Source organism: Candidatus Kryptonium thompsonii, assembly GCF_001535985.1.
In the GTDB taxonomy this organism is placed as follows: Bacteria; Bacteroidota; Ignavibacteria; order Kryptoniales; family Kryptoniaceae; genus Kryptonium; species Kryptonium thompsonii.
Map to the genome: position 1 here is coordinate 17,778 of NZ_CZVS01000011.1, position 20,415 is coordinate 38,192.

The 20,415-nt window shown below is 36.8% G+C and carries 18 protein-coding genes, 2 tRNA genes and 1 pseudogene; 7 read left to right on the plus strand and 14 right to left on the minus strand.

Annotated features, from left to right (window positions below):
• Position 1: 1 nt before the first annotated feature.
• The 6 genes from AWW78_RS02030 to AWW78_RS02055 all read right to left on the minus strand — a co-directional run bounded on the left by AWW78_RS02030 (position 2) and on the right by AWW78_RS02055 (position 5,739).
• Entirely contained in the window at positions 2 to 1,237 is a 1,236-nt protein-coding gene (locus AWW78_RS02030; RefSeq protein WP_047133172.1) for an MFS transporter, read from the minus strand.
• A gap of 9 nt (positions 1,238 to 1,246) precedes the next feature.
• On the minus strand, positions 1,247 to 1,714 hold the full coding sequence (gene nusB / locus AWW78_RS02035) for a transcription antitermination factor NusB (protein WP_102134786.1): 468 nt from the start codon (positions 1,712 to 1,714) through the stop codon (positions 1,247 to 1,249).
• Positions 1,715 to 1,811: 97 nt separating this feature from the next.
• Positions 1,812 to 2,921 carry a Glu/Leu/Phe/Val family dehydrogenase gene (locus tag AWW78_RS02040; RefSeq protein WP_047133173.1) on the minus strand — a complete coding sequence of 370 codons (1,110 nt, stop codon included), beginning with the start codon at positions 2,919 to 2,921 and terminating at the stop codon, positions 1,812 to 1,814.
• Positions 2,908 to 3,771, minus strand: coding sequence for an ABC transporter ATP-binding protein (locus tag AWW78_RS02045; RefSeq protein ID WP_141653877.1), 864 nt, complete (start codon positions 3,769 to 3,771; stop codon positions 2,908 to 2,910). Before AWW78_RS02045 ends, AWW78_RS02040 begins: the two co-directional genes overlap by 14 nt.
• Before the next feature lie 60 nt (positions 3,772 to 3,831).
• Complete coding sequence (locus AWW78_RS02050; RefSeq protein ID WP_141653878.1) at positions 3,832 to 5,583, minus strand: hypothetical protein; 1,752 nt, start codon at positions 5,581 to 5,583, stop codon at positions 3,832 to 3,834.
• 83 nt (positions 5,584 to 5,666) lie between these two features.
• Positions 5,667 to 5,739, minus strand: a tRNA-Phe gene (locus AWW78_RS02055).
• A 50-nt stretch (positions 5,740 to 5,789) separates the two neighbouring features.
• Between AWW78_RS02055 and AWW78_RS02060 the strand changes: the two genes are divergently transcribed.
• A complete protein-coding gene (locus AWW78_RS02060) occupies positions 5,790 to 7,031 on the plus strand; it encodes a metallophosphoesterase (RefSeq protein WP_075426040.1) in 1,242 nt (413 codons plus the stop codon).
• A gap of 33 nt (positions 7,032 to 7,064) precedes the next feature.
• Here AWW78_RS02060 and AWW78_RS02065 read toward each other — a convergent pair whose 3' ends face one another.
• The 3 genes from AWW78_RS02065 to AWW78_RS02075 all read right to left on the minus strand — a co-directional run bounded on the left by AWW78_RS02065 (position 7,065) and on the right by AWW78_RS02075 (position 9,898).
• Entirely contained in the window at positions 7,065 to 7,280 is a 216-nt protein-coding gene (locus AWW78_RS02065; RefSeq protein ID WP_047133175.1) for a hypothetical protein, read from the minus strand.
• A 44-nt stretch (positions 7,281 to 7,324) separates the two neighbouring features.
• The gene (locus tag AWW78_RS02070) at positions 7,325 to 8,434 is read right to left on the minus strand and encodes a homospermidine biosynthesis protein (protein ID WP_075426050.1); all 1,110 of its coding nucleotides are present in this window, start codon (positions 8,432 to 8,434) and stop codon (positions 7,325 to 7,327) included.
• 120 nt (positions 8,435 to 8,554) lie between these two features.
• Entirely contained in the window at positions 8,555 to 9,898 is a 1,344-nt protein-coding gene (locus AWW78_RS02075; RefSeq protein ID WP_047133176.1) for a BamA/TamA family outer membrane protein, read from the minus strand.
• Between the two features lie 94 nt (positions 9,899 to 9,992).
• Here AWW78_RS02075 and AWW78_RS02080 point away from each other — a divergent pair.
• Positions 9,993 to 10,064 (plus strand) — tRNA-Gln (locus AWW78_RS02080).
• Positions 10,065 to 10,069: 5 nt separating this feature from the next.
• Here AWW78_RS02080 and AWW78_RS02085 read toward each other — a convergent pair.
• The 3 genes and pseudogenes from AWW78_RS02085 to AWW78_RS02095 form a co-directional block, all read right to left on the minus strand.
• A pseudogene (locus AWW78_RS02085) lies at positions 10,070 to 10,991 on the minus strand (branched-chain amino acid transaminase).
• A gap of 4 nt (positions 10,992 to 10,995) precedes the next feature.
• On the minus strand, positions 10,996 to 12,123 hold the full coding sequence (locus AWW78_RS02090) for a hypothetical protein (RefSeq protein ID WP_047133177.1): 1,128 nt from the start codon (positions 12,121 to 12,123) through the stop codon (positions 10,996 to 10,998).
• 19 nt (positions 12,124 to 12,142) lie between these two features.
• The gene (locus AWW78_RS02095) at positions 12,143 to 13,342 is read right to left on the minus strand and encodes an aminotransferase class I/II-fold pyridoxal phosphate-dependent enzyme (RefSeq protein ID WP_047133178.1); all 1,200 of its coding nucleotides are present in this window, start codon (positions 13,340 to 13,342) and stop codon (positions 12,143 to 12,145) included.
• A 168-nt stretch (positions 13,343 to 13,510) separates the two neighbouring features.
• Here AWW78_RS02095 and AWW78_RS02100 point away from each other — a divergent pair, with 168 nt between their 5' ends.
• Genes AWW78_RS02100 through AWW78_RS02120 form a run of 5 tightly spaced genes read left to right on the plus strand, consistent with a single transcriptional unit; the run spans position 13,511 to position 16,274 of the window.
• The gene (locus AWW78_RS02100; protein ID WP_075426041.1) at positions 13,511 to 13,807 is read left to right on the plus strand and encodes a DUF1844 domain-containing protein; all 297 of its coding nucleotides are present in this window, start codon (positions 13,511 to 13,513) and stop codon (positions 13,805 to 13,807) included.
• A gap of 19 nt (positions 13,808 to 13,826) precedes the next feature.
• Positions 13,827 to 14,717 carry an NAD(+)/NADH kinase gene (locus tag AWW78_RS02105; protein WP_047133179.1) on the plus strand — a complete coding sequence of 297 codons (891 nt, stop codon included), beginning with the start codon at positions 13,827 to 13,829 and terminating at the stop codon, positions 14,715 to 14,717.
• The gene (locus AWW78_RS02110; RefSeq protein ID WP_176693933.1) at positions 14,714 to 15,274 is read left to right on the plus strand and encodes an HD domain-containing protein; all 561 of its coding nucleotides are present in this window, start codon (positions 14,714 to 14,716) and stop codon (positions 15,272 to 15,274) included. The genes AWW78_RS02105 and AWW78_RS02110 overlap by 4 nt, the downstream gene beginning before the upstream one ends.
• Positions 15,274 to 15,810 (plus strand): DedA family protein, encoded by a 537-nt coding sequence (locus AWW78_RS02115; protein ID WP_047133180.1) that lies wholly within the window; start codon positions 15,274 to 15,276, stop codon positions 15,808 to 15,810. The genes AWW78_RS02110 and AWW78_RS02115 overlap by 1 nt, the downstream gene beginning before the upstream one ends.
• A gap of 2 nt (positions 15,811 to 15,812) precedes the next feature.
• Positions 15,813 to 16,274 carry a QcrA and Rieske domain-containing protein gene (locus AWW78_RS02120; RefSeq protein ID WP_075426042.1) on the plus strand — a complete coding sequence of 154 codons (462 nt, stop codon included), beginning with the start codon at positions 15,813 to 15,815 and terminating at the stop codon, positions 16,272 to 16,274.
• On the opposite strand, the gene AWW78_RS02125 is transcribed toward AWW78_RS02120, so the two are convergent.
• Together AWW78_RS02125 and AWW78_RS02130 are read right to left on the minus strand one after the other, a co-directional pair.
• On the minus strand, positions 16,271 to 19,444 hold the full coding sequence (locus AWW78_RS02125; protein WP_047133181.1) for a hybrid sensor histidine kinase/response regulator: 3,174 nt from the start codon (positions 19,442 to 19,444) through the stop codon (positions 16,271 to 16,273). The genes AWW78_RS02120 and AWW78_RS02125 overlap by 4 nt on opposite strands.
• Entirely contained in the window at positions 19,441 to 20,415 is a 975-nt protein-coding gene (locus AWW78_RS02130; RefSeq protein WP_047133182.1) for a formimidoylglutamase, read from the minus strand. The genes AWW78_RS02125 and AWW78_RS02130 overlap by 4 nt, the downstream gene beginning before the upstream one ends.

Consider the following 20,415-nt stretch of genomic DNA (forward strand, 5'->3'; position numbering starts at 1 on the left):
CTCAGCCTTTAAACCTTTCCTCCCTCACCCTTTGAAGAAGGATCAAACCAACCACAAAGAAGAGAGCCACGGAGATAACTGCTATCCTTTGACTTCCAGTGATCGATGAGACAAATCCAAAAACAAGAGGTCCAAGTATCGCTGAAGATTTTCCAAAGAAGGAGTAAAATCCAAAAAATTCGGTCTTTTTCTCAGGCGGAATTATCTTTGACATCAAACTACGACTTGTGGATTGAGATGAGCCCATCGCAGCGCCAGCGATGAAGCCAATTATGTAAAAACTTATTTTATCTGTACAAAAATACGCTCCGATGGCAGTTGCAACCCACATCAAAAGTGTGATGCTTAATGTTTTCTTTTGACCTATGCTATCTGCAATTATTCCAAATATAACCGAACCAAGTATCGCAGTTGATTGGACCGAAAGGAAAAATGTTAATATCTCTACAAGTGAAAAATTCAATGTGTGCCTTGCAAAAATTGAAGCAAAAATTATCACCGTGTTTATCCCATCTGCATAGATAAAATATGAGAGAAGAAAATTTCCAATGTTTTTATATCGCGTTGCATTTCGAAATGTTGATTTTACCCGTTCAAGCCCAACTTTAAAATAAGAGATATCCTTTGATAGATCGACTTTCCTTTCTTTTATCAAAAGGAAAAATGGTAATGAGAATACAAAGAAAAACAAGGATGCGATTACAAAGCTCAATCTAACATTGGTCATATTTTCAGCTGTAAACTCACCCTTTAAAAAAGGATAGACAAAAAGAAGTGAAGCGAATGAACCAACATAGCCCATCGCAAAGCCATATCCTGAAACTCTGCCGTAGCTTCTTTCGCTTGTTATTTCCGGAAGAAAAGCATCGTAAAAAACAAGACCGCCCTCAAACCCGATATTTGCAAGTATAAGCAAAACCATTCCAAGCACTACATCACCACGCTCTACAAAAAACATCAACCCAGTCGATACGATGCAAAGATATGTAAAAATAAAAAGGAAAAACTTTTTGTTCGAACTGTGATCAGCTATTGCCCCGAGAAATGGTGAAATCAAAGCAACTACAAACATTGAAATGCTGAAGGCAAGGCCCCAGAGAAAATCCCCGATCGCGGAGTTTCCCACAACAACTTCCCTGAAATAAACCGAGTAAGCAGTTGTTAAAATTAAAATCGAAAAAGATGTGTTCGCGAAGTCAAAAAGCGTCCAGATGAAAATTCTAAATCTATTCCCCACCTTTCAATCTCACTCTTTTCTAAAACTTTTATCAATCAATCCCCTGCCTTGTTTAAAGAGTTGACCTGTTTCTCTAAGTTCATTGTAAACCGCATCAAGAACTCCATTTACAAATTTGCTGCTTTTCTCGGTGCTAAACTTTTTCGCGAGTTCAATTGCTTCATTTATCGTCACCTTAGGCGGGATCTCAGGATAATATTTCAGTTCACAAACTCCCATCCGCAAGACAATTTTATCAATTAAAGCAAGCCTATCGACCTCCCAATTTTTCACTTTACTTGCGATTATTTTATCAAGTTCATCGACATGTTTAATCACATTTAAAAATAGAGATTTCCCAAATTCATAATTCTCCTCGTCGGATTTAAATTCCGAAAAAAGATCCGAGAGTATAAATTCAGGTGAATTGCCGGAAAGTTCGTAAGCATAGAGCATTTGAAGAACCCTTTCACGGACTAACCTTCTTTTAAAAACCACTTCTCTAAAATCGCTATTTGGTATTTCCTTTTCTATAAAACTTATCCCTTTTAAAATTTTAAAAAGCCCACCCTAAAACAGGGTGGGTTGAACTCTTTCAGCTACTATGGTATCTTCTTTCAAGTGATGCCTTCGTTAGGTCAAGTGATATTTTTCTAATTTTAAATGCATTCATAATCCTTTCCTCAGCTATTCTCGCTGAAGCAACATGTGTCGGAATTTTTTCTTTCTTAGAAATTTCAAAAACCCTCATAAGAGTATCATAAATCCCCTCAGCTTTCTTCATTGCGTGCTCTTTGCTGTAGCCTTCAACTTCCCTGCCAACATTTATTAAACCACCGGCATTTATGACATAATCCGGTGCGTAGAGTATCCCATGTTCCATAAGCATTTTATCATGTTTATCCTCATCAAGCAATTGATTATTCGCACCACCTGCAATAATTTTAAACTTGAAACGTGGTATTGTTTCATCGTTTATTATGCCTCCAAGCGCACAAGGCGCAAAAATATCAGCATCAACATCATAAATCTTGTCTGGTTCCACATATTCAGCTTTGCATTCAGAAAGGCATAGTTTAACCTTTTCAGGAACGATATCTGTTATATAGAGCTTTGCTCCATCCTTTACAAGGTGCTGACACAAAAATCTTCCAACCTGCCCCACACCTTGAATGGCAATTTTCTTCCCTTCCAGCGATTCATTACCATAAACTTCTTTGACACACGCTTTAATTCCAACATAAACTCCGTAAGCTGTTACAGGAGCAGGATTCCCGCTCCCACCAAGCGATTCAGGGATGCCAGTGACAAACTTCGTTTCTGAGTAGATCCATTCCATAACCTTTTCATCAGTCCCAACGTCTTCGGCAGTTATATACCTTCCACCCAAGCTTTGCACAAATCTTCCAAAAGCCCTAAAAAGAGCTTCATTTCTTTGAGTTCTCGGATCACCAATTATAACTGCCTTTCCACCACCAAGATTAAGTCCAGCCACAGCTGCTTTATAGGTCATTGCTTTTGAAAGACGAAGGACATCAAAAAGTGCTTCTTCTTCGCTTTCATATTTCCACATTCTAACTCCACCAAGTGCGGGTCCAAGAATTGTACTATGAATAGCAATTATTGCTTTTAATCCAGTTGAATCGTCATAACAAAAAACAACTTGTTCATGTCCATGTTTTTGGACAAGTTCAAAAACGTTCATGATTGATCTCCTTTTTGATTTTTAATTTATCCGAGAACTGCCTGATTTTGTCAGGCAAAAGAGTAATTCTGGGTTTACCTGTCGCTGGGTTTAAATCTACAAGCACATCAGCACCGTAAACATTTTTGATGTTTTCTTCAGTTAACACAATGTCTGGCTTACCAATTGAGTGAATTTGTCCCTTTGATAAAAGTATAACTTTGTCACTGTATGAAGAAATAAGATTTAAATCGTGCGAAACAGATATTATGGATGTGTTTCTTTCACGCGCAAGAGTTTTGAGAAGGGAAAATGTCTCAATTTGATGTGAAATGTCAAGATGAGCGTTTGGTTCATCAAGCAAAATAATTTTCGGTTGTTGTGCAAGTGCCCGAGCTATCAAAACCATCTGCCTTTCACCAAAAGATAAAGAAGTCACTGGTTTATCCGCAAGCTCCTTTATGTTTGTTAATTCCATAGCTTCAAGAGCTATTTTAATATCTTCCTTGCTTTCAAATCCAATCCCCTTGAGATACGGGTTTCTCCCCATTAAAACAGTCTCCAGCACTGTATATGGAAACGGGAAAAAATTATCCTGTGGAACAAATCCGATAATTTTAGCCAATTCTTTTAACGAGTATGAATTTAAACTTCGATTATAAATTAACACCTCCCCCTTGTTCGGAATGAGCAGTCGCATCAAAATTTTAAGCAAGGTTGTCTTCCCCGAACCGTTGGGACCAATCAAGCTGACAAATTCACCTTGCTCAACTTCAAAGCTTATATTTCTAAGAACGGGAGTACGACCATAACTGAAACATATGTTGTTAACCTTAACAATCATAACTTTAAATTCATTATGTAATCTCACCAAAAATTTAAACAAAAAAGGAAAATTTTGCAATTCACCGCAACACCTCCGAATTAACTTTTAATCAAATCTTCTAACCTTCGCAAAATTCTTAATGCTTACATTAACATAAAATTGAAACGCAAAGCCAGACAAATTAACATTTCCAAATTTTACCTTTCTTCTTTCCTCCTTATCTCCAACTTTTCTCAAAAATGACCATTCATTACTTTTTGGCGTCGCCTGATAATATACTCTCCCACCTATATTCACATCTGGAGTTATAACAAATTCAACTCCAGACCCCGCAGTTATACCAAAGAACCACAAACTTGGGCTTAATGCATACTTAACAGTATCCGAACCATCTGTTTTCTTAATTGAAAATTCAAAGTTTGAAAAAACTACATTCGACTCGAAAGCCAAAGCAAGCCTCCTAAAATAAAACTTTTTCATCAAACCTAACCCAAGCCAACCAAATGTAGCGTTTTTCACATCTTCCCCGAAGAACTTCGCCTTAAGTGGAATAATCCCCGCACCTCCACCTAACACAAGCCAGAGCTGCGATATTTGAGATCTAGAAACCCTACCAATGTTAAAATTCACATTAAATCTTCCAGCATACCCAAATTTGCCATGAGATATTATTTCAAGCGTATCATTATCTATTTCCCGAAGTATACCATTGCCCAATTGGCCTCTTAGCCCCAATTTAACAGCTTCAATTCCCACAGGTGAAAGAAACCCACCGAAAACAAAATCAAAAGGAAATCTTGGCCTTTCTTCAACAAACATTCCTCTTTCTATTTTGCCCCAAAGTATACCACCAATTATAATTTGTGCTCTGCTAAATCTTGCATCAACCTTTGTAACCCGTACAAAACCAACATTTTTGGGTTTTATTTCACCACTCGGTTCCTCAACCATTTCAATAACATTAAACCCATCGTCAATTCCGATACCTTCTCTTCTGCCGAGCGGAAAACTTACACTATTAAACCCAACCTCGGAAATCGGTGAATATAATTTGAAAAGATTTCTCATGGTAAGTTCAAATTTAAAAGCAATTGAACTTACTGCATTCATAAATGCGGTATCCTCAGCTGCAACTATATTTCCATCCTTTATCTCAAAGATTGACTCATCCTCATCTTCAATTTCATATTCTGGTTTAACAGAATACTGATTGTCTTTAAAATTAACTCTAAAAAGTGTCAATCCACCCTGAAGGGCAACTCTCACCGCTGGAACACGCTTTTCCTTTTTATCCACAACTTTAACGATAGTATCTCGGGAAGCAAGATATTTTTTGATAAATGGAACAACTACATATCCGGAGTTCATGATGCGTTCCACCTTTTCTGCCGAGATGCCAAGCGATTTAGCCTTTGTCGCTATAAAACTATTTCTTTCAGCCTCTGTTACAAGTGCAAGGGCTCTCATTTCCTTGTTGATGTCAAGTATTTTTATAAGCTCCGGCGCAAGATAATATTCAACATCACTTTTAAGCTCGTCCACTGATTTATACTTTTTACTTAAACAAACCCTTGCAAAATTTGAAGTTATTTCGCTTGGCAAACTCTCCCAATAAAATCTCGCCAACTTTATCTCTTTCTCAAGCAAAGAAGCAAAATATTTCCTATTCTTTTCAGACGGCGCCCTCAACATCTCCCCAATAAGTACCACATTATCATAATAAGCAATTGTTTTGGCGAAATATTTCCCAAGAGATGTTTCAGAGCTAACTTTTCCTAGTTCCTGTGAACTTAAATATGAAGCAACTGTGGAAAGCAAAATTAGAAGGCTCGCAAAGAAAGCTTTTAAACTTTTCATGAAAGAACCTCCCTTTAAGTTCTTTATCATCTAAATATAGTTAATTTTGAAATTCTTATCAATATGGAAGGCAAAAAAGGAAGTGGGCAGGCGCGGAATCGAACCGCGGACACACGGCTTTTCAGGCCGTTGCTCTACCGACTGAGCTACCTGCCCTTAGAAATGGATGGAAAATTCATAAAAAATATAAAAAATTTTAAAAAAGAATGCAAGTCAAAATTTGGATTAACTTCACCTTCTTCTTAAATTTCACAACAAAAATTAAAACTCACTTTCAACTTATGATGTTTGGCTTCGCAGTTTTTATGCTATTACTTGTCATTAGCATTCAAGTTTATCTGTGCAAAAAATTAATGTTTTATATAGAAACAACCAGATTACGAAAATTTTCAAAAGCGATACCCTTTATCTTTCTACTTTTTAATCTTCCCACCTTGCTGTTGTTCATAAATAGAGTTGTAAAAATACAAATTGTTACAAATTCACCTTTGTTTATTTATCCCTTTGCGATATGGCAAGGTACAACAATTTTCGTATTTATCGTGATTATGATTGCAAAGTTAATTGGTTCACTTGCAAATCCTGTATCAAAGAAACTGTTACACAACGAAACAAAATTAAATGAATCGAGACGAAAATTTTTGCGCACTGCCTTGGTTGGTGTATCAGCATACGCTTTCACTGGTTCAACAATTGGAACGATAGCAAGAAATGACTTTAGAATTGAGAAAGTAAGAATAAAGATTCAAAATCTTCCAGAAGAGCTGAAGGGATTAACAATTGGTTTGATAAGCGATGTTCACTCTGGAATTTTTATGACTGAAGAAGATATGCAACCCTACTGTGAAGCTCTGAATTCACTTGAACCAGACTTGATTCTTATGCCCGGCGATTTCATAACATCAGATCCAGACGAAATTTACCCGTTCATCAATGTTTTCAAAAATTTAAAATCAAAATATGGAATCTTCGCAACCCTTGGAAATCACGAATTTTTCCCAAGGCAACCCCAAAGGATAGCCAAAATAATCGAAGAAAATGGGATAAGGGTTTTAAGAAATGAAAATGAAAAAGTTGAAATTAATGGAGAAGAACTCTTCATAATTGGCATTGACGACCTTCGCTACGGTGCAGACCTTGATAAAGCGATGAAAAATGTTAAAAACGAAAAAGTTAAAATTCTTCTCTCACATAAACCTTACGACTTCCCAAGATTTGCTCAAAACCAAATACAATTGACTGTTTCAGGACATACACACGGTGGGCAAATAGTTTTTGCAAAAATTGATGATACCTACATCACCCCATCTGCACTCGTCTCAAAATTTGTAGCAGGGCACTATAAACTTGGTAACTCACACTTATATGTCACCCGTGGTATCGGCGTTGTTGGTTTACCACTACGATTAAACTGCCCAGCTGAAATAACACACATAACACTTGTCTAATTAAAGGGGCACATAGCGTGCCCCCCAGATATTTTATTCGCCAGAGCCTTCGGCTTTTTTCTTCGCGGATTTTTTCTCTTGCTTGATCTGTTGTATCTCAATTCTCACTTCCTGAGCAAGCTTTCTAAGCTCCTGCATCTTTTTTCTTAAACGAGTTCCAGCTGACATTACGCCTTTCTCATAAAACTTCCTAAAATCATCTTCAAGCGAATTAACAAATTCCTGAAGTTGCTGAAATCTGTGATGCATTTTAACCTCCGTTTTTAAGTTTTTAATCCGAGTTGCAAAAAGGCTTATATTTTTATTTTCCCTTTTGAAACCGCCTTTAAATGTGCATTTTTCAAATTTTCAACCAGCTCATTAATTTTATAGTAAAGTTTTTTGTGTTTCCTTGGCTTTCTTTTCGCAAGAGCATAAGAAGTAAGTATCGGCATCGCTATTGTTGAATCAGTATAGCACACAACAGCATCTGGCAATTTATCAGGATCAACCTTACCCCAGCTCACAGCTTCAGAAGGAGTTGCCCCCGACAAACCACCTGTATCAGGTCTTGCATCGGTAATTTGAAGAAAATAATCATGCCCTTTTTCATCTATCCCAAGCACTTCTTGAATTTGTGGCTCTGTTTGAAGCAGAAAGTTCTTTGGTGAGCCACCGCCGAAAATTAAAACAGCACTCTTACCACCAGTTGATTTTGCCCAATAAACGATTGCCGCTGTCTCGTTAACATCTTTGGTAATATCAATCTTAATTTTATATCCATTTAAAGCCATAGCGGAAATATTCATTCCAATTGAACTATCCCCAGGTGAAGAAACATAAACTGGAACACCGTATTCATAGGCTGCCGAAAGAATACTCATATCCTTAATTCCAAGCACTTTTTCCCTCTCCCGAACATATTTTCCAAGCAAGTAATGAAATTCAGCTGTGCTCATTTCCTTTTGAAATTCTGGCTGTTTTAAAACTTCCCTTATAAATTCATCCGTTGATAGCAAAACCTTGTAATCAAACAAAATATCATAAATTCTTATAACCCCTTCCTTCCTTAGAATCCTATCATCAACAAAAGGAGTCCCACGGTGAAGGTTATGCCCTATTGAAAAATGTATATCATGATACAAATTTGCCCCTGTTGAAACAATCCAATCAACAAAACCAGCTTTTATAAGTGGAACTATACAACTTCCCCCAAGCCCTGCTGGCGTCAAAGCACCCGTTAAACTCATACCAACCGTTACATCATTTTGGAGCATTTTTTCAACGAACAATTGGCAAGCTTCCCTCAAACGCCCCGCATTATATGCTTGGAAATATTCATCTACAAGCTTTGTAACCCGTATATCTGCCTCAATAGGCTTTCGATTGATCGGTTTACCAGAAAGCAGATGCTTTTTCTTCAACCTCACCTCATTTTTTTCGTTTTTTATAACTGTCTTGAATTTTAAAAAATTTTCAAAATAAAGCAAATTTTAAAGCTCATACCCTAAACTTCCATAGAAAATTTGGCATGATTTTTGAGCTTATCTAAAGCTCCCCCTAAAATCAAGTATGAATTGCCCTTTACCAGCATCATTCTTTGCAAATTCAACGCTTAAGATCAAATCATACGGCAAAATAAAATTCAAACCAACGCCATAACCCTTCCAGTAGTTCAATTTAAAAAATTTCTCATTGTTAAACCATGTCCTTCCTATATCCCCAAAGATTGCAAAATCAAGCCCAAATCTTAAAATTGAAAACTCCTCAAGCGGAGCTTTCCATTTAAAAAATTTTTGTTTTACAACAGGAATTCTATATTCAACTGTCCCACCGAATATATTTTCCCCCTCTGAAACTTTATTAAAATAACCCCTTAACCTTTCCTCGTATCCAAAATAATAATGTGAATAAATGGGAATCTTTCGTCCGAACGAGTTTAAAACAAAAAATCTCCCAGCAATTAATCCCACCCACACCTTACGATACCCTTGAAACTCCATACCACTCTGAACAAAAAAAGCGTCATTATAATTTAAAAGTCGATTTAATTTGAAGGCAAAATTAAACAAAACACCAACATTTGGATAAACTGGAATATCCCTTGTATCATATCTAAAACCAGAACCAATGACCAAAATTTTATCATTTCCAGATGGTGAAATAGTTTTTAAATGAACGAAATCACCTGTGACCCTTATATTTTTGAATCCAGCACTTGCCCACAGCTTTTTATAAAGCCCAAACCTCTTCCCGAATAAAAAATTAAAGACAAAATTATCCTCATGAAATAGCCCGCTCTCATCAATCAACATTTGGCTCCTACTTCTAACCCGTTGATAGTATGCTTCAATTGAATAAAACCAATATTTGCTACCAAGAATCCACGGATTTAAATACTCTATCCCAATCCATGGATCATAACCAAGCGCAAAACTTAATACTAACTTTTCGTTCCTGCCCCTAAAATTTGAATGAAGAAAACCAGCACCGTAATATAACTTTTTTAAATCTCTATCCCTCCATCCAAAAATAGGAAACAACCATATATACCATCTCTCGTTGACCCATACATAAACATCTACGCTATCACTCCCAGTCGAATCCCTCTCAAACCATATTTTAACTTTGTTAAAAAGACCAGTCCCGTAAACTCTATTCTCGTTATATTCAATTTTAGAGGTATCAAACTCTGAACCCACACTGAAACTTAATTCCCTTGCAATGATCTCGCTTTTCGTCTTTTCATTTCCAATAAAAACAACTTTTCTAACGATAAACTTATCCTGCATTTTAAATCCTTCATCAGACAACAGGGAATTTACCAGCGTGAAGCTCAGAAGCAAAAATTTTAAAATTTTAGGTTTCAATTGTTGCAATGAAAGCATAAGCACACTTTTATTTATCGCAAAAAGATCCCGCTTCTATCAAAACTTGAAATTAAATACTTTTTTGCCTATATTTATAATTGCCAACCAAGCTTGCCCCGTGGTGTAACTGGCAACACGCCTGACTCTGGATCAGGTAATCGAGGTTCGAATCCTCGCGGGGCAGCTTCCTTATTCAACCCATGTCAACCAGCCGTAAGGATCGTTCCCATTTCTAATAATGTCAAAGAAAACATTTTGTATATTTCTCGTTATCTCACCTGGCGCGCCACAACCTATTTTTATTTTATCCACGCTTCTTACAGGAGTTATTTCAGTTGCTGTGCCCGTCAGGAAAATTTCATCAGCAATGTAAAGCATTTCCCTAGGTATCAATGTTTCCTTAACCTCATAGCCAAGGTCCTTTGCAATTTGAATCACAGACATTCTAGTTATCCCGGGTAAAATTCCCGTTGAAATAAGGGGCGTGTAAATAACTCCATCTTTAATGATAAAAATATTTTCACCGCTTCCCTCGCTTATGAAACCGTTGTAGTCAAGCGCGATTCCCTCAGCATAACCATTAACTAACGCTTCCATTTTGATAAGCTGTGAATTCATATAGTTTGCCCCAACTTTTGCCATCATTGGAAGTGTATCAGGAGCAGGTCTTCGCCAGGTTGAGACGCACACATCAACGCCCTTTTCCACCGAATCTTTGCCGAGATATTCACCCCATTTCCAAGCAGCAATTACAACATCAATTGGGCAGTTCATCGGATTAACGCCGAGCTCATAATAACCGCGGAAAACAATCGGCCTTATATAACACTCGTCTAATCCATTAACTTTTATAAGCTCTAAGGTTGCCTTTGTCAGCTCGTCAATTGTATATGGGATTTCGGCGCGATAAATTTTAACGGAATCATATAACCGCTTTAAGTGCTCTTTAAGCCGAAAAACCGCGGAACCCTTCTTTGTATGATAGCATCTTATCCCTTCAAACCAGCTTGTTCCATAGTGAATGACATGTGAAAGAACATGAATTTTTTGCATCATCCCAGTTTACAAGTTTTCCATTCATCCAAATTTTCTCTACTTTTGGTAGAGGCATAGTTTTACCCAAGTTTTTTTGTGTAAATTCGATATTTTTTGTAAGGAACAGAACCGATATTTTCAGCAACTCTTTTCATTGGTTCATTATCCTCAAGAACCCAACCAAGTTCAGCCTCTGAATAACCTTTTGCTATTCCATTTTTAATTGTGTAATAATAAAACGCAGCATCTATCCCCGAAAGACGATATTCATGAATTAACCCCATTATTAAAACGCGGATCATAGTTATTTTTTTCATATTTCTCATTAACTTGAAAATACCAAACGGCAATAATCTACCGTTTAAGCCTTTCAGAGCTTGATTTATATCAGGGACCGAGAGTGAGAATCCAATCGGCTTCCCATCAACTTCAGCAAACAAAGCGATTTCTGGAATAACAATTTGTTTTAATCCTTTAGCGATGTGGTTTATTTCATCGTCTGTAAGTGGTACAAAGCCCCAATTTTTGCTCCAAGCGTTGTTGTAAATTTCTTTAACTTTTTTAACTTCCTCGTCGAAATTTTTTAAATCAACAGGTCTAATTGTCGCATTCCTTCTTTTCAAAACAAGTTCCACGCCATGCTCAAGCCTTTGCATAACTTTTGGCGTTAACATCTCCTGTGAAATGTAGTATGAATACAGATCCCTCGCTTTCTCAAACCCGTAACTTTCGCAAAGCTTGGGATAATACTCGTAATTATACGGCATCATAATACATGGAGACTTATCAAAGCCATCAATTAAAATTCCACATGAATCGTTTGTGGATGGGTTAACAGGTCCCCTTATTTCATCAAGCCCCTTTCGCCTTGCCCAATTTTCAACGGTTTCAAAAAGTTTAAACGCTACATCTTTATCATCCACACAGTCAAAAAATCCAAAAAATCCGATGTTTTCATTATGAAACTTATTATGGTTATGGTTTAAAATCGCTGCGATTCTTCCGACAACTTGACCATCCTTGTAAGCTAAATAAAACTCAGCTTCACTATGCTTGTAAAAAGGATTTCGTTTAACATCAACAAGGTCTTTCTGCTCGATTAGAAGCGGGGGGACCCAATACGGATGATTTTTGTAAAGATGATAAGGAAATTTAATAAAACTGGAAAGCTCAGCACGGGATAATGCCCGGCGAATTTCAATAGCCATTTGCGTTACCTTTTATTTTTTAATCAATTAACCCAAGTTCCTTGCCAACTTTCTCAAACTTCTCAAGCACTACATCAAGGTGCTTATCTTCATGAGTTGCCATGAAACTTAATCTTAATAATTGCATTCCTTGTGGAACCGCCGGGCTTATAACAGCGTTTACAAAAACTCCGTTATCAAAAAGTCTACGCCAGAATTTAAATGTCAATAAATCATCACCTATGACAACCGGAACGATCGGCGTTTGCCCATCAAGGACATTAAAGCCAAGGTTCTTTAAACCCTGTCTAACTTTATTGGCATTATAGTGCAACCTTTCTATTCGTTCCGGCTCAGATTTTATTATTTCAAGTGCCTTTAAAACTGAAGCGACCTGCGCCGGTGTCATACTTGCGCTAAAAATCAATGCAGGTGAATGATGTTTAATGTAATCGATCACCGGCTTCTCACCAGCTATAAATCCACCAAGCGATGCAAAACTCTTGCTAAATGTCCCCATGATTATATCAACTTGATCATCAAGCCCAAAATGGTTCGCTGTCCCACGACCACCCTTGCCAAGAACCCCGAGACCATGTGCATCGTCAAGCATTATCCTCGCATTATAAGTTCTTGCAATTCTGACAAGTTCAGGCAAATTCACAATATTTCCACTCATGCTGAAGACCCCATCAGTTACAATCAATTTACCAGCTTCAAGAGGTAATTTTGAAATCACCTCTTCAAGATGTTTCATATCGTTATGCCTATACCTTACAAGGACATCGCCACCCCACAAACCCTTTGAAATAAGTGTTCCCTGAACTATGCTTGCGTGGTTATCCTTGTCAGAAATGACATACTCATCTTTACCGATTAACGGGACAATAGCCCCTTGATTCGTTTGAAATCCAGTGCTAAACAAAAGCGCTGCTTCTTTTCCAACAAACTCTGCAAGTTGTTCCTCAAGTTTAACATGAATGTCCAAGGTACCGTTTAAATATCTTGACCCCGAACATCCAGTCCCATATTTTTTAATCGCTTCAATTGCTGCCTCCTTAACACGGGGATCAGTTGTAAGACCAAGGTAGTTATTCGATCCTGCCATGACTATCTCTCGCCCATCCATCTTAACAATAGGTCCATAATTCTCATAAATGGGCTGAAAGTAAGGATAAAGTCCCATTGCTTTCACTTCCTCGTGCTTCTTGAAGGCATAGCACTTATCGAACAGGTCCATTTTAAACCTCCTCCTTAAATTTTTGATCAAACTTTATTTCTAATATAAACCAAATAGTTCAAAAAGTCAATCGCTTTTTAAGCATATTTGCGCAAAAGATTAAATCAGTTTGATTTTGTCTTTTTCATTTCTTAAAATACTAAAAAGCTAAATAAGCTTTGAACAGCCATGAAAGATATGAGCTTGTTCGAGCAACTTGTTTTTATACTCTATACACAATGTTGGGAACAACTTGGCAAAATTCCAAATCCCGTAACTGGCAAAATTGAGAAAAAACTTGATGAAGCGAAATTCACAATCGACTTGCTTGATATGTTAAAGGAAAAAACAAAAGGAAACTTAACAGAAAATGAATCAAGATTTCTTGAATTCTCAATTTCACAACTTAAGATAAATTACTTCTTTGAAGTTGAAAATGAAAAAAAGAGCAAAACTACGGAAACGACCGCTCAAGACCAATCATAAATAAAAAACTTACCTATTAATGAAATTCGGAATTATAGGCAACCTTGCAAAAGAATCCCTTTACGATATAGTTTTTAAATTAGCAAACCAACTTGAATGTGAAAAAATTCAATTTTTAGTTCAAAAAGAAATTGCAGATGAAATTGAAAAAAGATTCTCGAAAAAAATTGAATCACAAGCAACACTTCCCGAACTACTTGAAAATTCAGATGTCATAGTTTCATTCGGTGGCGATGGAACGATCTTGTCAACAGCCAGATTGGTTGGAGAGCGTGAAGTTCCCATACTTGGTGTAAACCTCGGGAAACTTGGATTCCTTGCGGAAGTTTCCCCTGAAGAAATTTTTGAATTTATAAAAAAGGTTTGTAAAGGCAATTACAGAGTTGAAGAGCGGATGGTGCTTGAAGCGAGTGTAAAGGGTGAAAATAAAAAATATTTTGCCTTAAACGATATTGTCATTGACAGGGCAGGTTCACCCAGAGTTATTAACATTGAAACATACATAAACGATGAATATCTTATAACATACACTGGTGATGGGCTTATTATCTCAACTCCAACTGGCTCAACTGCTTATTCGCTTGCCTCAGGAGGACCAATCGTAGCTCCATCAAGTCGAGTAATAACACTAACACCAATTTGCCCCCATACCCTTACAGCAAGACCTGTAGTTGTGCCAGATGATAGTATAATAAAAATTCAAATCGAATTTCACGAAAAAGACATTCTGCTTACCGTTGACGGCCAAGTTGAACACAAAGTTAAACCACCTGTTGAGATCACTGTTAAAAAGGCAGATCACAAGGTAAAACTTATAAAACGACTTGAGGTCACTTATTTTGATGTTTTAAGATCAAAATTAATGTGGGGGATGGATTTGAGAATTGAAAAAAACAAAAATGGGGAATGAAAGTGCCAACCTATGAAGATGCTTTGAAACTTCTCTTTGAATATACCGAAAGTGAAAATCTACGCAAACACGCCTTAGCCGTCGAAGCAGCAATGCGAGCCTATGCAAGGAAATTCGGAGAAGATGAAGAAAAGTGGGCAATAGTTGGTCTTTTACATGACTTCGACTATGAGAAATTTCCAACGCCAGACCAACATCCATGGATTGGGTCAAAAATTCTTGAAGAAAGAGGCTACCCAGAGGATATACGGAAGGCAATCTTAGGGCACGCCGATTATACAGGCATCCCACGAGATACTCTTATGGCTAAAGCTTTATACGCTTGCGATGAACTCTGTGGATTCATAACTGCGGTTGCGCTTGTCAGACCTAATAAAAAACTTGAAGAGGTAACAGTTGAATCAGTCAAAAAGAAACTTAAAGACAAAGCATTTGCAAGGTCTGTAAATAGAAATGACATTTATAAAGGCGCTGAAGAACTTGGAATTCCTCTTGACGAGCATATCCAGTTTGTAATTGATGCTATGAAATCAATAGCGGATAAACTTGGTTTGTGATGTCATATTTAACAATTTATTTTTGGATTTCGCTTGGTATCATATTTCAGGGAGAGATCGCCCTGATTGGCGCTGGACATTTAATTTACGCTGGAACTGTAAACTTTTGGGCTATCACTTTTATTGCGACTTTCCTCTCTTCTTTGAATGGTGAAATTTTTTTCACCTTCTCAAAATTCGGCTTAAGGTTTCTGCCACTTTCACAGGAAAAAATTTTAAAAGTTGGAAAATTAATCGAAAGGTATAAAACTTTTCTTTTGCTTTTTTCAAGATTTATTTACGGCATGAGAAATCTTATACCCATGGCGTTCGGTTTCACAAACATAAAACATATTGAATTCGCAATTTTAAATTTATTCGGTGCTTTCATCTGGGCATTGACTTTTACAACCGCAGGTTTTATTTCAGGAAATGTGACATCAATATTTATCGATGTAAAAAGATATCAAATGTTAATTTTGGGAATTTTTCTGGGAATTTCTTTTACAGTCACGATGTTGAAAATTTTAAAATTCCCAAAACAAAAAGGCAAATAACCATGTCGAATGATAAATTATCAAGGCGTCATTTCGTTCGAATTACCGGTTCAATTTTGATAGCTTCAATGGGGGGCTCAACTTTATCTGCCTTACTTCAGGGTTGCCAAAAATATGAGGAAACAAATCCAACTCAACCTTCACCTGGGTCGAAATTCACGATAAAATTAAGTGAACATCCTGAACTGATACAAGTTGGGGGATTTAAAACATTTAACATTAACTCAACTCCGGTAATCGTATTTCGAACAGGGCAAACGACATTTAAAGCTATATCGATGATATGCACACATCAAGGTTGCACAACCAATTGGGTAAACTCAGCACAGCAATTTCAATGCCCATGCCATGGGTCCAAATTTGACAAGGATGGAAAAGTAATCCAAGGTCCAGCCACGCAAAATTTAAAAACTTACACCGCGGAATACAAAGGCGATACAAATGAGTTGATCATATATTTCTAACCCCTGCCGATAAATCGTTCAATTAACAATTCAATCTTTTCTATATCGTATGGTTTTTGGATAAAGCCGTTTAATCCCTCTTCAGCCATCAATGTCGCCGGTGATGGCTCTGTTAAGAAGTATCCACTTGTTAAAACAACACATGCGTTTGGATTTATTTGTCTTATCTTTCTAAAAGTTGAAATGCCATCAATTGTTGGCAATCCAATATCAATCAACGCGAGATCGATTTTTTCAATATTTGCTTTGTAAATTTCTATTGCATCATATCCATTATCCGTGGCAAACACCTTATAACCTTTCGATTCAAGGTATTCTTCCAAAAGATACCTTAAATTATCCTCATCCTCAACTATTAAAATTGTAGCCGGCGTGATTTCACCAACTTCAACTCCCTCTTCAATTTCCTCAACTTTCTTCTCAACCGCCGGTAAATAAATATAAAAAGTTGTACCTTTTCCAACTTCCGTTTCAAAAGTTATATACCCATTATGAGCTTTCACGACCATTAAAACTATTGGAAGCCCAAGTCCTGTGCCCTTTTCTAAGGGTTTAGTTGTAAAAAATGGTTCAAAAATTCGCTCCCTCAATTCTTCAGGAATTCCCGTTCCAGTATCGGAGATTGAAATCACTACATATTCATCCGCAGAGATATTCGGAAACTTACCTTTTAACTCCTCGCCTTTGACACTGCCAACATTTATTCTTAACACACCCCCATTTGGCATCGCATCTCTTGCATTTATACATAAATTTATCAATGCTTGAACCATTTGACCATAATCAGCATTTATGAACTTAACATTTTCATCAATAAATGTTTCAACCTTTATATTTTCCGGAAAACTATGAGCAACAAGCACTCTGACTTCTTGAATTAAATCTTTAACATCAACAACCAGCGCTTTTCCACTTTCTCTCCTTACAAAGTTAAGAAGGCGCCTTGTTATATCCGCTCCCCTATCAGCACTTTTCTTGAGTATATCAAGTACCTTCACTATTTCAGGGTCATCATTAGCCAATCGTCTTTTCAAAATTTTAATTCCTGCCTGTATCGACGAGAGGATATTGTTAAAATCATGAGCGATCCCGCTCGAAATTGAGCCGATCGATTCAAGTTTTTGAAATTGAAACATCTGTGCTTCAAAAAGCTTTTGTTCAGTTATATTGCGCTTTATCGCAATAAAATTCGTTATGTTTCCATTAGCATCAAATAATGGCGAAATCGTCATATGTTCGTAATAAAAATCTCCGTTTTTCTTTCTATTTATCAATTCACCTCTCCAAACTTTTCCACTCAATATTGTTCTCCACATATCTTCATAAAATTTGCGATCATGTTTCCCACTTTTTAGAATCCTTGGATTCTTCCCAAGCACTTCCTGAATTCTATAACCCGTCATTTTTTCAAAAGCAGGATTCACATATTTGATATTTCCATTAGCGTCGGTTATCATGACCGCTTCGGATAAGTTTTCAATTGCCTTAGCCAATTCAATCTTTTCACGTTGAAGTTTTTCTTCCTCTGTCACATCCCTTACGATAACTATATACCCATCAATTGCCCCACTTGCTGTGAAAACCGGTTGAACATCGACAACAATTGACATCTCCACCCCCTGAAGTGAGCGAAAAGATACAGTGTGCCCCTTTATAGCTCTGCCGCTGAGCATTTCATTAGCGAAAAAGTTAATGTCTATATTTCCAAGGTCAAGAATTTCCATCAACTTTTCACCTACAACTTTTGAAATATCAGCTTCAACAAGTCCAAGCACTCGCTTCATCTCAGAATTTAAATAAAGTAACCGCCCTTCTGGGTCTATCCTCAAGATCCCAATGGGTGCATTTTCAAGAACTGTCTTTATGAATTTTTCCGAACTTTTCAAAAGCTCAAACAACCTTGCATTTTCAATTGCGCTCGCAACATCATTACATATATTGAGAGCGAGTTCAATTTCTTCGTTTTCAAATGAACGACCAAAGTTAAAATAAACATCAAGCCGTCCAATAAATTTTTCCTTGTATACAATTGGGAAAAAACAAAGTGACTTAATCCCTTCTTCAACCAATACATCTCTCAATTCAAAAAGTGATCTCTCACTCTCAACATCGTCTATTACAATTGGAAAAACTTTTTCCTCACTACCCCATGGTGTATAGCTTGATGCAACTTTAATATGTCTCTCAGACAAACCAATTGAAGATGCGCAGGTTAGAGTGCCACTTTTACTTTCTTTATCTTTTAAAAAAATTGCAACCTTACTTGCATTGTAACTTTCCTTTATTAATTTCGAAACAGACATCAAAATCTCCATAATGTCAATTTTAAATCCAATTGCTTGCGAGACTTTATTTAAAACATTTAATCGCCTTAATCGTCTAATTGCTTGGCTATAAAGTTCAGCGTTTCTGAAAGCGCTTGCGAGTTGAGGTGCAATTCGACTCAAAAATTCCCTGTCCTCGTGTTTTATCCCATCAACCTTACTACTTTCGACCCTTAAAACCCCAATGACTTCATCCCCAAGCAAAAGAGGAATGTCAAACTCAGATCTAACCTCTGCATGTTTTATAACACATCTTTCATCGTTTAAGACATCAGGTGAGTAAATAGAACTGCGAAACATATAAGCGTAGTTCATAAGATCCATTTGCCCAAAGGATATTTCCTGAACAAGATTTTTATCTTCAACTCCAAAAGAGCAAAGTAGGCGGAACTTTTGAGCATCTTTATCAGCAAGATAAATTGAGAAACGATAATAACCCAATCCCTCTTTAAAAACCCTTAAAATTTCACTTACGGCATCTTCAATTTCTATATTTGAAAGCAAAATATGGTCAATCCGCGAGACCATGAAGTTTTCAAGATCTCGTCTTTTAAGTTTATTGATAAGTTTGTCAAGATTTTCACCGATCTCCCCTATTTCATCCTTAGTTTTATAATCAATTTCAACATATTGCCCCTTCAATGCGCGATCAATGGCTATCTTATACTTCTCGATCGGGTTCAAAATTTTCCATATAAAAATATATCCAGCACCGAAGGCGAAAAAGATAACTGTGAAAGCAAAAACTTGTTCAACCCTTATACCAAGCTTAGAGATATTTGACATGATGATAAGAGTAAGGAAAGTTAAAAGTAAAAGCAGGGAAAATCTAACTTTTAAACTCATGACCATCCCCCCGAATTTGTTACACCTGTTAAAAAGTTTAAAATAAAAAACGCTGCAAGCCTTGCCGTCTTTCCATCAACATCATATTCAGGATTCACTTCTGCTATATCAAGGATTTTAACATTCAAATTTAAACCACAAAAGAGAGCAATTTTTAAAACATCTTCAGCTTTCAATCCATCCGGATATGTTGCGCTAACCCCCGGTGCATCCGCATTTCTAACCGAGTCCACATCAAAACTTAAATGAACAAGATGATCTTTCAATTCAAGCTCAATTGCATTTAATATAAAATCAAGCCCTTTTTCTCTAACATCATCAAGCGTAAAAATCTTGATGCCTTTCTCCAACGCATACTTAAAGTGATAAATTGAATTAGCATAGTTTTGAATTCCAACTTCAATCATTTTGTCAGGTTTATATTCCGATTCAAGGATTTGCCTAAAAGGCGTTCCACTATTTCTGACTTGAGAGTCACGAACATCAAGATGGGTATCAATGTTAAATACCGCTTTCTTTCTTTTTTCAAAATTTCTTGCAAACCCAAGATAGTCCGGAAAGGCGATGTCATGTCCCCCACCAATCACTATCACTAAAATTTCGTTTTTAATAAGTTCCTCTACCACGAAAATTAGTCGTTCATGAATTTTTTCAAGTTCCCCATCGGTTTTTAAATTTCCAAGGTCAAAGATTTTTAAATCGGTTACCTGTTTTTCAAACTTAAAGTTAAACGGAGTCAATCTATAAAAATACTTTCTCACTTCATCCGGGGCTTTTCTTGCGCCAGGTCTTCCTTGATTCCGTTTAACCCCTTCATCTTGGGGAACGCCAATAATGGCAACTTTTGTGCCTTCAAAATTTTTCACATCTCTAAAAACCAGATCACCCATTCTCGGATCATTTTTATCACCACGAGTGAAAAATAGTGATTCATCCGGAGGCGTTAGAAATTTAAAAATTTCATCGATCAT

Coding starts and splice junctions, on each gene's coding strand:
- AWW78_RS02040 (WP_047133173.1), bottom strand. CDS start 2,921: ATGAACGTTTTTGAACTTGTCCAAAAACATGGACATGAACAAGTTGTT.
- AWW78_RS02050 (WP_141653878.1), bottom strand. CDS start 5,583: ATGAAAAGTTTAAAAGCTTTCTTTGCGAGCCTTCTAATTTTGCTTTCC.
- AWW78_RS02060 (WP_075426040.1), top strand. CDS start 5,790: ATGCAAGTCAAAATTTGGATTAACTTCACCTTCTTCTTAAATTTCACA.
- AWW78_RS02065 (WP_047133175.1), bottom strand. CDS start 7,280: ATGCATCACAGATTTCAGCAACTTCAGGAATTTGTTAATTCGCTTGAA.
- AWW78_RS02075 (WP_047133176.1), bottom strand. CDS start 9,898: ATGCTTTCATTGCAACAATTGAAACCTAAAATTTTAAAATTTTTGCTT.
- AWW78_RS02090 (WP_047133177.1), bottom strand. CDS start 12,123: ATGGCTATTGAAATTCGCCGGGCATTATCCCGTGCTGAGCTTTCCAGT.
- AWW78_RS02095 (WP_047133178.1), bottom strand. CDS start 13,342: ATGGACCTGTTCGATAAGTGCTATGCCTTCAAGAAGCACGAGGAAGTG.
- AWW78_RS02100 (WP_075426041.1), top strand. CDS start 13,511: ATGAAAGATATGAGCTTGTTCGAGCAACTTGTTTTTATACTCTATACA.
- AWW78_RS02105 (WP_047133179.1), top strand. CDS start 13,827: ATGAAATTCGGAATTATAGGCAACCTTGCAAAAGAATCCCTTTACGAT.
- AWW78_RS02110 (WP_176693933.1), top strand. CDS start 14,714: ATGAAAGTGCCAACCTATGAAGATGCTTTGAAACTTCTCTTTGAATAT.
- AWW78_RS02115 (WP_047133180.1), top strand. CDS start 15,274: ATGTCATATTTAACAATTTATTTTTGGATTTCGCTTGGTATCATATTT.
- AWW78_RS02120 (WP_075426042.1), top strand. CDS start 15,813: ATGTCGAATGATAAATTATCAAGGCGTCATTTCGTTCGAATTACCGGT.
- AWW78_RS02125 (WP_047133181.1), bottom strand. CDS start 19,444: ATGAGTTTAAAAGTTAGATTTTCCCTGCTTTTACTTTTAACTTTCCTT.
- AWW78_RS02130 (WP_047133182.1), bottom strand. CDS start 20,415: ATGATCGATGAAATTTTTAAATTTCTAACGCCTCCGGATGAATCACTA.